At 71.0% G+C, this 12,588-nt stretch carries 12 protein-coding genes; 11 read left to right on the top strand and 1 reads right to left on the bottom strand.

Annotated elements, in window-relative coordinates:
• The first annotated feature begins 84 nt into the window (after window positions 1-84).
• From IEY79_RS01370 to IEY79_RS01355, 4 genes are all read left to right on the top strand, one after another.
• Window positions 85-1,047, top strand: coding sequence for an ABC transporter ATP-binding protein (locus tag IEY79_RS01370; protein ID WP_189105354.1), 963 nt, complete (start codon window positions 85-87; stop codon window positions 1,045-1,047).
• 1 nt (window position 1,048) lies between these two features.
• Entirely contained in the window at window positions 1,049-1,792 is a 744-nt protein-coding gene (locus IEY79_RS01365) for an ABC transporter permease (RefSeq protein WP_189105353.1), read from the top strand.
• Window positions 1,793-1,895: 103 nt separating this feature from the next.
• Complete coding sequence (locus tag IEY79_RS01360; RefSeq protein WP_189105352.1) at window positions 1,896-3,212, top strand: sensor histidine kinase; 1,317 nt, start codon at window positions 1,896-1,898, stop codon at window positions 3,210-3,212.
• A complete protein-coding gene (locus tag IEY79_RS01355) occupies window positions 3,175-3,813 on the top strand; it encodes a response regulator (protein WP_189105351.1) in 639 nt (212 codons plus the stop codon). The genes IEY79_RS01360 and IEY79_RS01355 overlap by 38 nt, the downstream gene beginning before the upstream one ends.
• A 61-nt stretch (window positions 3,814-3,874) precedes the next feature.
• Here IEY79_RS01355 and glgX read toward each other — a convergent pair whose 3' ends face one another.
• Window positions 3,875-6,148, bottom strand: coding sequence for a glycogen debranching protein GlgX (gene glgX / locus IEY79_RS01350; protein ID WP_189105614.1), 2,274 nt, complete (start codon window positions 6,146-6,148; stop codon window positions 3,875-3,877).
• A 205-nt stretch (window positions 6,149-6,353) separates the two neighbouring features.
• Here glgX and IEY79_RS01345 point away from each other — a divergent pair, with 205 nt between their 5' ends.
• The 7 genes from IEY79_RS01345 (at window position 6,354) to IEY79_RS01315 (ending at window position 12,576) form a co-directional block, all read left to right on the top strand.
• Window positions 6,354-7,577: a L,D-transpeptidase gene (locus IEY79_RS01345; RefSeq protein WP_189105350.1), complete on the top strand. Its 1,224-nt coding sequence runs from the start codon at window positions 6,354-6,356 to the stop codon at window positions 7,575-7,577.
• A 237-nt stretch (window positions 7,578-7,814) separates the two neighbouring features.
• Entirely contained in the window at window positions 7,815-9,059 is a 1,245-nt protein-coding gene (locus IEY79_RS01340) for a L,D-transpeptidase (RefSeq protein ID WP_189105349.1), read from the top strand.
• Window positions 9,060-9,168: 109 nt separating this feature from the next.
• A complete protein-coding gene (locus IEY79_RS01335; RefSeq protein ID WP_189105348.1) occupies window positions 9,169-9,939 on the top strand; it encodes an enoyl-CoA hydratase/isomerase family protein in 771 nt (256 codons plus the stop codon).
• A 262-nt stretch (window positions 9,940-10,201) separates the two neighbouring features.
• Window positions 10,202-10,711: an ATP-binding protein gene (locus IEY79_RS01330; protein WP_189105347.1), complete on the top strand. Its 510-nt coding sequence runs from the start codon at window positions 10,202-10,204 to the stop codon at window positions 10,709-10,711.
• A 117-nt stretch (window positions 10,712-10,828) separates the two neighbouring features.
• Window positions 10,829-11,044 (top strand): EF-hand domain-containing protein, encoded by a 216-nt coding sequence (locus IEY79_RS01325; protein WP_189105346.1) that lies wholly within the window; start codon window positions 10,829-10,831, stop codon window positions 11,042-11,044.
• A 4-nt stretch (window positions 11,045-11,048) separates the two neighbouring features.
• Window positions 11,049-11,981, top strand: coding sequence for a CopD family protein (locus IEY79_RS01320; RefSeq protein WP_189105613.1), 933 nt, complete (start codon window positions 11,049-11,051; stop codon window positions 11,979-11,981).
• Window positions 11,982-12,195: 214 nt separating this feature from the next.
• Window positions 12,196-12,576 carry a DUF6221 family protein gene (locus IEY79_RS01315; protein ID WP_189105612.1) on the top strand — a complete coding sequence of 127 codons (381 nt, stop codon included), beginning with the start codon at window positions 12,196-12,198 and terminating at the stop codon, window positions 12,574-12,576.
• The last annotated feature ends 12 nt before the right edge of the window (window positions 12,577-12,588 follow it).

Raw genomic sequence — 12,588 nt, 5'->3', positions numbered from 1 at the left:
ACGTCGGCATCATCCGATCGGTTGATACGAGGTCGAGCGCGATGGCCGATGCCGCTCCCGTTCGTCCGGAGGCATCCTTCCGGCATGGCGATCATAGAAGTCAGGGGCCTGCGCAAGGCCTACGGGGGAAAGCCCGCGGTCGACGGTGTCGACTTCAGCGTCGAGGAGGGCGAGATCTTCGGGATTCTCGGCCCCAACGGCGCGGGCAAGACGACGACCGTCGAATGCGTCGAGGGCCTCAGAATCCCCGACGCCGGCACGGTCCGGGTGGCGGGACTCGATCCGGTCGGCGACCACCTGGAAGTCACCCAGCTGCTCGGCGCACAGCTCCAGGAGAGCGAACTCCAGGCGAAGCTGACGGTGCGCGAGGCACTTGAGCTGTACTCCGCGTTCTATCCGAAGCCCGTCGACTGGCGCCCGCTGGCCGGCCGCCTCGGGCTTGAGGAGAAACTCTCGACGCGCTTCGCGAAGCTCTCCGGCGGCCAGAAACAACGCCTGTTCATCGCGCTGTCCCTGATCGGCGGCCCGCGCGTCGTCGTACTCGACGAACTGACCACCGGCCTCGACCCGCGCGCCCGCCGCGACACCTGGCGCCTGATCGAGGAGATCAGGGACTCGGGGGTGACCGTGCTGCTGGTCACCCACTTCATGGAGGAGGCCCAGCGGCTCTGCGACCGGATCGCCGTGATCGACCGGGGGAAGGTCGCCGCGCTCGACACCCCGTCCGGGCTGATCGCGCGCTCGACGGCGTCCACCGTCATCTCCTTCACACCGTCGGAGCCCCTGGGGGACGAGGAACTGGCCGCGCTGCCCAAGGCGGCGTCGGTGGGGACGCAGGGCGGCCGGATCGTCATCAACGGGACGGACGAGACCGTCAACGCGGTCATCACCCTGCTCGCCCGCCACCGCGTCACCGCCCACCAGCTCCGGGTCACCGAGGCGACGCTGGACGACGCGTTCCTGGACCTGACCGAGAACGACATCGACACGACCGCCACCGCCGGGCAGCCCGACGAGGCCGCCGCGCAGCCCGAAGAGAGGGTCTGACATGGCCTCCGCCTCCGCCGCCGTCCTCAAGACCGAAGCACGCCTGATGACCCGCGAGCCGGGGGTGCTCTTCTGGATCATCGCCTTCCCGACCCTGCTGATGGTGATTCTCGGGCTCATCCCCGGCTTCGACGACGCCGACCCCGACCTCGGCGGCCGACGGGTCATCGACCTGTACGTCCCCGTCGCCGCCCTGCTCGCCGTGATCATGGCCGGACTCCAGGCCATGCCGCCGATCCTGATCGGCTACCGCGAGCGCGGCATCCTGCGCCGTATGTCCACGACGCCCGTGCGGCCCGCCACCCTGCTCACCTCGCAGATCATCCTGCTCGGCGGCGGCGCGTTCGCCTCGGCCGCGCTGGTGATCGCCGTCGGCAGGATCGCCTTCGGGGTGGAGCTGCCGGGGAACGTCGTCGGTTATCTGCTGGCGCTGGTCCTCGCGACGGCGGGCGCCCTGGCCATGGGCGGGCTGGTCTGCGCGATCGCCCCGACACAGAGGGCCGGCCAGGCCATCGGCTCGGCGCTGTTCTTCCCGTCGATGTTCACGGCCGGTGTCTGGCTGCCCGTCCAGACGATGCCCGACCTGCTGCGGGACATCGTCGGCTACTCGCCGATGGGCGCCTCGTCCGAGGCGCTGGACGCCGCGATGCGCGGCGGCTGGCCGCACTGGGTCGACCTGGCGGTCATGGCCCTGTGGGCGGCTCTGTTGACCGCGGGCGCCGCCCGCTGGTTCCGGTGGGAATGACCACCACGAGCGGGCGGGCGGCGGGTGCGGGCCACGGGGGTGTCCGCAGCCGCCGCACGCCGCTCCGGGCCCGGCCCCCCGGACCACGGGGCACACTGTGACGATGGGGATGAAGAAAGCCGAAGCGGCGGGCACGCCCGTCTCCGTGGAGGAGCGGTGGGAGCAGTTCTACCGGCGGGGCCCGTACGCCCTGCTGGCGCTCTCCACCCTGATCTCGGCCCTCAGCGTGAACGCCTTCGGCATGACCGGCACCGAGACGTACGCCGCCGGGGCCCTGGTCGTGGCCGCCCTCGTCCTCCAGCTCTGGTGGGACCGGATCGGCGGCGGCCAGCCGCTGCGCGAGCGTGAGCAGTCGGCCGCGAGCTGCGCCTACTACGTGGTGCGCACCGTCGTCGCCTTCGTGCTGACCTGGATCAACCCGCTGTTCGCGGTCTACGCGGTCATCGGCTACTTCGACGGCAGTTATCTCCTTCCGAAACGGGCCGTCCGTCCCGGGCTGCTCGTCAGCTCCGTCACCATGGCCGGCTCACAGTCGGGCGGGCTGCCGCCCGGCAGCACCCTCCAGTGGGTCCTGTTCGGCGGTCTCCTGCTGCTCAACGGCTCGCTCACCATGGTCTTCGCCAACCTCGGAATCCGCGAGGCCGAGATCGCGGCCGAACGCACCGCGACCATCACCGAGCTCGAAGAGGCCAACGCCCGTCTCGAACAGGCCCTCGCGGAGAACGCCGGGCTGCACGCCCAGCTTCTCGTCCAGGCCCGGGAGGCGGGCGTGGCCGACGAGCGGCGCAGGCTCGCCGCCGAGATCCACGACACCATCGCCCAGGGGCTCACCGGGATCATCGCCCAGCTCCAGGTGGTCTCCGGCACCACCGACCCGGAACGGGCCCGTGAGCATCTGACCCGGGCCGCCGCCCTCGCCCGCCACAGCCTCGGCGAGGCGCGCCGCTCGGTGCACAACCTCGGCCCGGCCGAACTGGACCACGACTCCCTCGCCGACGCCCTTGAGAAGGCCGTCGCCGACTGGGGCGAGCGGACCGGGGTGGAGGCCCGGTTCACCGTCACCGGCACCGAGGAGGTTCTGCACGACGAGGTCGCCGCCACCCTGCTGCGCATCGCCCAGGAAGCCCTCACGAACACCGCCAAGCACGCGGGCGCCCACCGGGCCGGCGTGACCCTCTCGTACATGGGCGACGAGGTCACCCTCGACGTACGGGACGACGGCCGCGGCTTCGACCCGCTCCTGCCGCGCCCGCGCTCCGGCTCGAACGGCTTCGGACTCGGCGGCATGCGGGCCCGCGCGGAGCGCATCGCGGGCACCGTCACCGTCGAGTCGGAGAAGGGCGGGGGCACGGCGGTCTCGGCTCGCGTACCTTTGGTCCGTCATGCAGGAGCGGAGCATCACCCTGATCGTCGTCGATGACCATCCCGTCGTACGGGACGGTCTGCGCGGCATGTTCGAATCGGCCGCCGGCTTCGAGGTGCTGGGCGAGGCGTCGGGCGGCGTCGAGGGCGTCGAGCTGGCCCTCCGGCTTGACCCGGACGTGGTCCTGATGGACCTTCGGATGCCGGACGGCGGCGGCGTCGACGCCATCGCCGCGCTCACCGCGCGCGGCGCCCGCTCCAGGGTCCTCGTCCTCACCACGTACGACACGGACTCCGACACCATCCCCGCGATCGAGGCGGGCGCCACCGGCTATCTCCTCAAGGACGCCCCGCGCGAGGAACTGTTCACGGCGGTACGGGCGGCGGCCGAGGGACGTACGGTCCTCTCGCCCGCCGTCGCGTCCCGGCTCGTCTCCCGGGTCCGTACGCCGGTCACGGGGAAAGAACCGCTCTCGGCGCGCGAGCGCGAGGTCCTCGAACTCGTCGCGCGGGGCACGTCGAACCGGGAGATCGCCGCCGAGCTGTTCATCAGCGAGGCGACGGTGAAGACCCATCTCACCCACATCTACGCCAAGTTGGGGGTCAAGGACCGGGCGGCGGCGGTCGCGGTGGGATACGACCGCAAGATCCTCGGCTGACGTGCTCCCCGGACTCCACCCCAGACTTGACCCCGGCGCATCCTCCTGAGGAGGGGCCCGCTCACCCCCGCACCCGAAGCAGCAGCACCGACCGCGCGGGCACCGTCGTGACCGTCCCCCCGTCGAGCACCGTCCCCGGCTCCTCCTCCTGGTCCTCCGACGAGGTGTCGACCACCAGCTCGTACGACCGGGCCCAGGGCTCGCCAGGCAGCGCGAAGTCCAGCGGCTCGGCGCCCGAGTGCAGGACCGCCAGGAAGCTGTCGTCGGTGATCTTCTGCCCGCGCGCGTCCCGCCCCGGGATGTCGCGCCCGGACAGGAACAGCGCGAGCGTCGACGCGGGCGCGTACCAGTCCCGCTCGGTCATCTCCTTGCCGTCGGGCCGGAACCACGCCAGGTCGCGCAGCCCGTCCGGCGCCTGCGCGCGGCCGGAGAAGAACGCGCGGCGGCGCAGCACCGGATGGGCGTTGCGCAGCGCCAGCAGCCGTCTGGTGAGCCGGTAGAGGCCGTAGGAACCGGGCTGGTCGAGCAGTGACCAGTCGAGCCAGCTGGTCTCGTTGTCCTGGCAGTACGCGTTGTTGCTGCCGCCCTGCGTACGGCCCATCTCGTCGCCCGCGACGATCATCGGCACACCCGTCGACAGCAGCAGTGTGGTGAGCAGATTGCGCAGCTGGCGCCGCCGCAGCGTGTTGATCCCGGGGTCGTCGGTCTCGCCCTCCACGCCACAGTTCCACGCGCGGTTGTCGTCCGTGCCGTCCCTGTTGCCCTCGCCGTTGGCCTCGTTGTGCTTGCGCTCATAACTGACGAGGTCGCGCAGGGTGAAGCCGTCGTGCGCGGTGACGAAGTTGACGGAGGCGTACGGCCGCCGGCCGCCCCATGCGTACAGGTCGCTCGACCCGGACAGCCGGTATCCCAGATCCCGTACGTCGGGCGTGGCGCCGCGCCAGAAGTCGCGTACGGCGTCGCGGTAGCGGTCGTTCCACTCCGTCCAGAGCGGCGGGAACGCCCCGACCTGGTAGCCGCCGGCGCCGACGTCCCACGGCTCGGCGATGAGCTTCACCCGCCGCAGCACCGGATCCTGCGCGATCACCGCCAGGAAGGGCGACAGCATGTCGACGTCGTGCATGGAGCGGGCGAGCGCCGCCGCCAGGTCGAAGCGGAAACCGTCGACGCCCATCTCGGTCACCCAGTACCGCAGCGAGTCCGTGATCAGCCGCAGGACCTGCGGCTGGACGACGTCGAGGGTGTTGCCGCAGCCCGTGTAGTCGGCGTACCGGCGGGCGTCGGGCTGGAGGCGGTAGTAGCCGCGGTTGTCTATGCCGCGCAGCGACAGCGTCGGGCCGAGCTCGCCCGCCTCCGCCGTGTGGTTGTAGACGACGTCGAGGATGACCTCGATCCCGGCGTCGTGCAGGGCGCGCACCATCTGCTTGAACTCGTCGACCTGCCGGCCGCGGGTGCCGCCCGCGGCGTAGCCGGCGTGCGGGGCGAAGTAGCCGATGGAGTTGTATCCCCAGTAGTTGCGCAGTCCGCGCCGCAGCAGATGGTCCTCGTGCGCGAACTGGTGCACCGGCAGCAGCTCGACGGCGGTCACCCCGAGGCTCACGAGATGCTCGACCGCCGCCGGGTGGGCGAGGCCCGCGTACGTCCCGCGCAGCTCCTCGGGTATGCCCGGATGGCGCATGGTGAAGCCGCGTACGTGCAGCTCGTAGATGACCGTGTCCGCCCAGGGCGTCTTGGGACGCCGGTCGTCGGTCCACTCGTCGTCCGGGGAGTCGTCGTGGACGACGACGCCCTTGGGGACGAACGGCGCCGAGTCGTGCTCGTCGCGCACCGTGTCGGCGACCTGCTGCTGCGGCCAGTCGCGCACATGGCCGTACACCTCGGGCGGCAGCGCGAAGTCACCGTCGACGGCGCGCGCGTACGGGTCGAGCAGCAGCTTCGCCGGATTCCAGCGGGCGCCCGTCCAGGGATCCCAGCGGCCGTGCACCCGGAAGCCGTACCGCTGTCCGGGGCGTACACCGGGCACGAAGCCGTGCCAGATCTCGTGCGTCAGCTCACTCAGAGCCAGGCGGGTCTCCACGACGGCGTCTCCTACGGAGGCCGCGTCGGCGCCGTCGTCGAAGAGGCAGAGCTCCACAGCCTCGGCGCCCGCCGCCCAGAGGGCGAAGTTCGTCCCCGCGACCCCGTCGGGACCGACCCTGAAGCGCGCCCCCAGCGGCGTCGGCGCGCCCGGCCACACCTCGGGCGGGGGAGCGGCGGAGGCCGCCTCCCCGACGGCCTCCGCCCCGCTCCCCGCTCGCCTCTCGCCCTCTTCGACCGGATCTCTCACGTGATCCATCATCGGATCCGGGACCGGTTCCCGCACTGTCTCCTGCTCGGCTGCGCTCGCCACCTGTCAGGCCTCCCGGCTCTCCGGCCCCGCGCGTCCGGCGGCCACGGCGTCCCGGCCGTGACCACCCACCGCGCGGTCCTCCCAGGTGTTCTGCCCGCCGGAAGGCCCGCACTCACGTTTCCCCCCGAGGGGGGTCGTCGTTGGGCGGGTCGTGACACACGTACTGAAGCGGACAGGGACCGGCGTGGCCGCCGTCCTGACATGGGCAGGACTGATCGCGGTGCTGGCCGGGCTGACGGGCTGCACCGTCGGCGAGACCTTCACCGAAAGCAAGTCCCGGGCGCCTGGGGACACGATCCGGATCAGCCCCGATGACGGGGCCAAGGACATCAAGCGCGGCGACCGGATCGAGGTGAAAGTCCCGGACGGACGGCTGGAACGGGTCGAGGTCGCGCGGGTCGGGAACGCGCAGCGCACCGAGCTGCCGGGCAGGATCTCCGAGGACGGGCTCGTGTGGACGCCCAAGGCGGACGCGAACCTCGTGCTCGCCGCGAAGTACAGCGTCGACGTGGTCGCCGTGGACGGCGAGGGCCGCCGCTCGGCCCGGCACTCGACCTTCACGACCGCCGTGCCGAAGCACCGTTTCATCGGCTACTTCAAACCCGAGAACCGCTCGACCGTCGGCACCGGCATGATCGTCTCCTTCGACTTCAACCGGAAGATCGAGAACCGCGCCGCCGTCCAGCGCGCCATCCGCGTCACCTCCGACCCCCCGGTCGAGATCGTCGGCCACTGGTTCGGCGGACAGCGCCTGGACTTCCGGCCGCGCGAGTACTGGAAGCCGGGCACCGAGGTCACCGTGGACCTGCGGCTGCGCGACGTGCAGGCGGCCCCGGGGGTCTTCGGCATCCAGGAGAAGACCGTCGGCTTCACCGTCGGCCGCTCCCAGGTGTCCCTGGTCGACGCGGCGAAGCACACCATGGAGGTACGGCGCGACGGCGCGCTCGTCTCGACCGTGCCGATCACGGCCGGGGCGCCCAAGACCACCACGTACAACGGGAAGATGGTCGTCACCGAGCTGTACGACGTGACGCGGATGAACGGCGCCACGGTGGGCTTCGGCGGTGAGTACGACATCAAGGACGTGCCGCACGCGCTGCGGCTGACGACCTCGGGGACGTTCCTGCACGGCAACTACTGGGCCAGTCCCGACACGTTCGGCGCACGGAACGTCAGTCACGGCTGTGTCGGGCTGCGCGACGTCAAGGGCGGCAGCGCGGACACCCCGGCGGGCTGGTTCTTCGACAGGACGCTCGTCGGCGATGTCGTGGAAGTGGTCAACTCACCCGACAGGACCGTCGATCCGGACAACGGACTCAGCGGCTGGAACCTCGACTGGCGGAAGTGGAAGGCCGGTTCGGCGCTCGCCCGCTGACCGGAACGGACCGTACGTCTCCTCCGTACCCGTCCTCACCTGCGTGACCGTCCTTGACTCCAGGGAACGTTGGAACGGAACAGTGACATTCCCGGGGAGTCCGGGACGGCTCGCGGTGTGATTATCTAGCGCCGTGCGCGCGAGCAAACCGCGCGGGGGTGTGGAGCCCGGTCGTGCGTCGTTCGCACCCGGCTCCGAGGCCGTGGCGGGGCCCGGCCGTGTGAGGGGAGACAACCATTGAACGGGCAGCCGATTTCGGGGGCATCGGCGACAGCCGGCCGGCGACGGGCCAGAGGGCTGACGGCGTTCGCGCTGGGAAGCCTGCTGCTGTTCGTGACGGCGTGCGGTGGCGGCGGCGGTTCCGACGAGGGCGATGACGGCAAGAACGACAAGGACGGCGGGAAGGTCAAGAACGCCGCCTCGCAGGCGGTCGTGACGGTCGCTCCCAAGGACGGGGCGAAGTCGGTCGCGACGAGCGGCGCGCTCAGGATAACGGCGAGCAAGGGCAAGCTGACGACCGTCACCGTCGAGGACAGCAAGGGCAACGCGGTCGAGGGCAAGATAGCCGCCGGCGGGACGGCCTGGGAGCCGGCCCGTCATCTGGCCGCCTCCACCAAGTACTCGGTGCACGCGATCGCCAAGGACGCCGAGGGCCGGGTCTCGGCGAAGGACACCACGTTCACCACCCTCGTACCGAAGAACACCTTCATCGGTCACTACACCCCCGAGGACGGCTCGACGGTCGGTGTCGGTATGCCGGTCTCGCTCAACTTCACGCGCGGGATCACCGATCCCGAGGCCGTGGAGAAGGCCATCAAGGTGACCGCCGAGCCGTCTGTCCCCATCGAGGGCCACTGGTTCGGCAACGACCGTCTCGACTTCCGCCCCGAGAAGTACTGGGCCGCGGGCACGAAGGTGACCGTGGAGCTGGGCCTCGACGGTGTCGAGGGACGGCCCGGGGTGTACGGCGAGCAGTCCAAGACGGTGAGGTTCACCATCGGCCGTTCCATGGTCTCCACGGTCGACGCCAAGGCCAAGACGATGAAGGTCGTCAAGGACGGCAAGCAGATCAAGAAGGTCGCGATCACCGCCGGCGCGCCGTCGACCACGACGTACAACGGCCAGATGGTCATCAGCGAGAAGCACAAGGTGACGCGGATGAACGGCGCCACGGTGGGCTTCGGCGGCGAGTACGACATCAAGGACGTGCCGCACGCGATGCGGCTGTCCACGTCGGGCACCTTCATCCACGGCAACTACTGGGCGTCCGCGGGGACGTTCGGGTCGGCCAACGTCAGTCACGGCTGTGTCGGTCTGCGCGACGTGCGGGGCGGTTACGACAAGAACATGCCGTCCGCGTGGTTCTACGACCGGTCGATCATCGGTGACGTGGTGATCGTGAAGAACTCCAACGACAAGGACATCGCCCCGGACAACGGCCTCAACGGCTGGAACATGTCCTGGGCCGAGTGGACGAAGTAGTCCCGCCGCAGGACCCGAGGGCCCGCCGCACCCCGACCAGGTGCGGCGGGCCCTTCCGCGGTGTCAGGGGGCTGGGGCCTGATTTCGGGCAGGCCCTAATGTGCCTCGTATGTCATCTGTGAATCTCGAAGTCTCCGGCGGCGTCGGCACCATCCGGCTGGACCGCCCGCCCATGAACGCGCTGAACATCGCGATCCAGGACCGGCTGCGTGAACTGGCGGCGGAGGCCGGCGCGCGCGACGACGTGCGGGCCGTGATCCTCTACGGCGGCGAGAAGGTGTTCGCCGCCGGCGCGGACATCAAGGAGATGCGCGACATGGACCACGCGGCGATGGTCGTACGCTCCCGGGCCCTCCAGGAGTCGTTCACGGCCGTGGCGCGCATCCCCAAGCCCGTGGTCGCCGCCGTCACCGGCTACGCGCTGGGCGGCGGCTGCGAGTTGGCGCTCTGCGCCGACTTCCGGATCGCCGCGGACAACGCGAAGCTCGGCCAGCCCGAGATCCTGCTCGGCCTGATCCCGGGCGCGGGCGGCACCCAGCGCCTCGCCCGGCTGATCGGCCCGTCCAAGGCCAAGGACCTCATCTTCACGGGCCGTCAGGTGAAGGCGTCCGAGGCGCTCACGCTGGGGCTCGTCGACCGCGTCGTACCGGCGGACGAGGTGTACGAGCAGGCGCACGCGTGGGCCGCCAAGCTCGCCCAGGGGCCGGCGCTCGCACTGCGGGCGGCCAAGGAGACCGTGGACGCGGGTCTGGAGACGGATCTGGAGACGGGTCTCGCGCTCGAACGCAACTGGTTCGCGGGCCTGTTCGCCACCGAGGACCGGGAGCGCGGCATGCGCAGCTTCGTGGAGGACGGGCCGGGCAAGGCCAACTTCCTCTGACTCCGACCCCGTTGGACAGCGGAAGGGCGTGCGTCAACCTGGTGCCAGGCTCAGCTCCGCCTTAAGGCAACCTTAGGGCGGAGCTGTCGATCACTTCCGGTGATCACCCGTGCGTGACGTGTTATCGCAGATCAGGGTAGGTAATGGGGGTGGCTTCCTGCCATGGTCATATGCCAAACCCAATAGTCCGGGTGGGCCGTTCGGGGGCGCGGATTCCCCCGGAACGGCCCCGGGAGCCCGTCTGGGCAGCCATGATGGACACATGGCGGGCCTTGAAGGTGTGGAACAACCGCGGCACGGCGGCGACCGGACCGCCACGCGCCTGACGCCGGCCGTCGAGGACGAACAGGCGCGCGGAGTGCTCGAACTGTTCGGCAACCCGACGGAGGGGGAGGTCCGCCTGCCCTCCCGCCCCGAGTCCGCCCTCGCGGCCCGCAGACTCACTCACATCGTGGTACTGCGCCAGTGGGCGTTGACCCCGCTGATGGCCGAACAGTCGGTGCTGCTCGTCTCCGAACTCGTCGGCAACGCCGTACGGCACACCGGCGCGCGCGTCTTCGGCCTGCGGATGCTGCGCCGCCGCGGCTGGATCCGTATCGAGGTGCGGGACCCCTCGCGCGGACTGCCGTGTCTGCTGCCGGTGCGTGACCTGGACACCAGCGGGCGGGGGCTGTTCCTGGTGGACAAACTCTCCGACCGGTGGGGCGTGGATCTGCTGCCGCGCGGCAAGACGACCTGGTTCGAGATGCGGGTCTCCGACCGCCACCCCTGAGGGCGCCCGGAGAACGAGGACCGTCCCCGCGCGGACTTCGCCGGGCCCCCGCCGAAGTGGCGGAGGTGTGCCGATAATCTGACCTCTGTCAGTAGGGCACGAGAAGGGGCGGAAGCAGTGGCGGACATCGAAGAGGCGCGCAACGCGTTCGACCGTTTCGACGCGGACAACGACGGGCTGATCACGGCAGCCGAGTACAAGAGCGCGATGGCCCAGCTCGGCGACTTCCATGTCACGGAGACCGTCGCGCAGGCCGTGATCAACGCCCACGACTCCAACAACGACGGACTCCTCACCTTCGAGGAATTCCTGGCGTCCCGCGCCAAGGGCTAGACCGATTGCCCGTCCAGAGCCGGGCGGGGTGAGGTCGGCGAGACGGGGCGGCGCGGCCGTCGTCGTCGGCGCCGTGGTGGCGCTGTTCGTCGTGCTGTACGGCGCGGGCCTCGCCTCGCGCGGCACCGGTGAGCTGCGGATCCCCGCCGCCGGCACCACCTCCTTCCTGCGCGCCGCCGTCTTCGCGGCGCTCGCCCTGCATCTGGGCGAACTGGCGGGCGCCGCGCTCGCCCGCGGCGGTCCACTGCCGCGCACCCTGGCACTTCCCGCCGCGCTCGCCGGAGCCGCGGCCTCGGCCGGGCAGATCGTGGTCCTCGCGGTGGTGAGCGACCTCGACATCCCCGCGACGTACGGCACCCGCGAGGGCGGTCTGCTGCTCGTCATGGCCAACGGCCTCCTGCTCGCCGCCGGTTGCGCCGGCACCGGGCGCCCGCGCTGGGCGCTCCTCCCGCTCGCCGGGGTGATCCTCGCGGAGGCGCTGCGCGCCCACCCGGAGCCGTACTCGCCGGAGTGGGGCACCGCCCTCACGGTCGTCCACCTGACCGCCGCCTCCCTGTGGGCCGGCGGCCTCTGCCATGTCCTGCGCACCATGTGGCTGCGGCGCGCCACCCCGGCGGACGCCCGCGCCCTCCTGGGCCGTTACGCGCGCGGCGCCCTCTGGCCGCTGGTCGTGCTGGCCGCCACCGGCACGCTGTCCACGCTGCGCCGGCTGCCCGCCGACGTGGTGCTGACGTCGGCGTACGGGCGCGTCCTCATCGCGAAACTCGTACTCGTCGCGGTGGCGACTGCGCTCGCCCTGGCGGCGCGCGGACGCCTCCGCCGCGGCCGGGACGCGCATGCCGCGGCCCGCGTCGAACTGGCCGTCCTCGCGACCGTGGTGCTGGTCTCCGCGGTCCTCACGGTGGTCCCCGACCCGCACTGGCTCAGTACGCGCTGAGCCGGGGCGTATGCCTGTCGACGATCCGGCGATTCGTTCGCTTTCTCCGCCCTTTCGCCCCGCACCGGTCGCGGTGGCGGTCCGGCCGACACTTCGGTGGGGCATCCTCTGTTGGAGGACATGAACCGGTGCGGATACGAGCACGGATACGAGTACATGTGATGAGCGGAACAGCACGGCGAGGGATCCGGAAGTGAAAGCAGACAACACGAACATGCTGGCCTTTGTGCGGGCACGCCTGGACGAGGAGGAGCAGGTGGCGAGGGCGGCCGGCGGCGAATCCTGGCGGTGCCCGCCCGAGGCACCGGGCGAGGTCCACGACCGCTCGGGCGGGATCTCGTTCAGCGTGCGGACGCAGGGGTACGACCGCCACATCGCCCTCCAGGACCCCGCCCGCACACTGCGCCGTATCGAGACGAGCAGAGTGCTTCTGGGCGAGTACGCGGAGATCGCGCATCTGGACGTGGACCGGCCGCAGCACGACTTCCCCTCCGGCCGCGCGGTGGGGATGGGCTTCGTCGTGCGGCAGATGGCGGCCGAGTACGCGGGGCACCCCGAGTACCAGGCGAAGTGGCTGCCGCGTTTCATGCAGTAGCGGGGAGGAACC

The sequence above is a fragment of the Streptomyces camponoticapitis genome, assembly GCF_014646115.1.
Taxonomy (GTDB): Bacteria; Actinomycetota; Actinomycetes; order Streptomycetales; family Streptomycetaceae; genus Streptomyces; species Streptomyces camponoticapitis.
This window is presented reverse-complemented; position numbering and strand designations above follow the sequence as displayed.

Coding starts and splice junctions, on each gene's coding strand:
- IEY79_RS01370 (WP_189105354.1), top strand. CDS start 85: ATGGCGATCATAGAAGTCAGGGGCCTGCGCAAGGCCTACGGGGGAAAG.
- IEY79_RS01365 (WP_189105353.1), top strand. CDS start 1,049: ATGGCCTCCGCCTCCGCCGCCGTCCTCAAGACCGAAGCACGCCTGATG.
- IEY79_RS01360 (WP_189105352.1), top strand. CDS start 1,896: ATGGGGATGAAGAAAGCCGAAGCGGCGGGCACGCCCGTCTCCGTGGAG.
- IEY79_RS01355 (WP_189105351.1), top strand. CDS start 3,175: ATGCAGGAGCGGAGCATCACCCTGATCGTCGTCGATGACCATCCCGTC.
- glgX (WP_189105614.1), bottom strand. CDS start 6,148: ATGGATCACGTGAGAGATCCGGTCGAAGAGGGCGAGAGGCGAGCGGGG.
- IEY79_RS01335 (WP_189105348.1), top strand. CDS start 9,169: ATGTCATCTGTGAATCTCGAAGTCTCCGGCGGCGTCGGCACCATCCGG.
- IEY79_RS01330 (WP_189105347.1), top strand. CDS start 10,202: ATGGCGGGCCTTGAAGGTGTGGAACAACCGCGGCACGGCGGCGACCGG.
- IEY79_RS01315 (WP_189105612.1), top strand. CDS start 12,196: ATGCTGGCCTTTGTGCGGGCACGCCTGGACGAGGAGGAGCAGGTGGCG.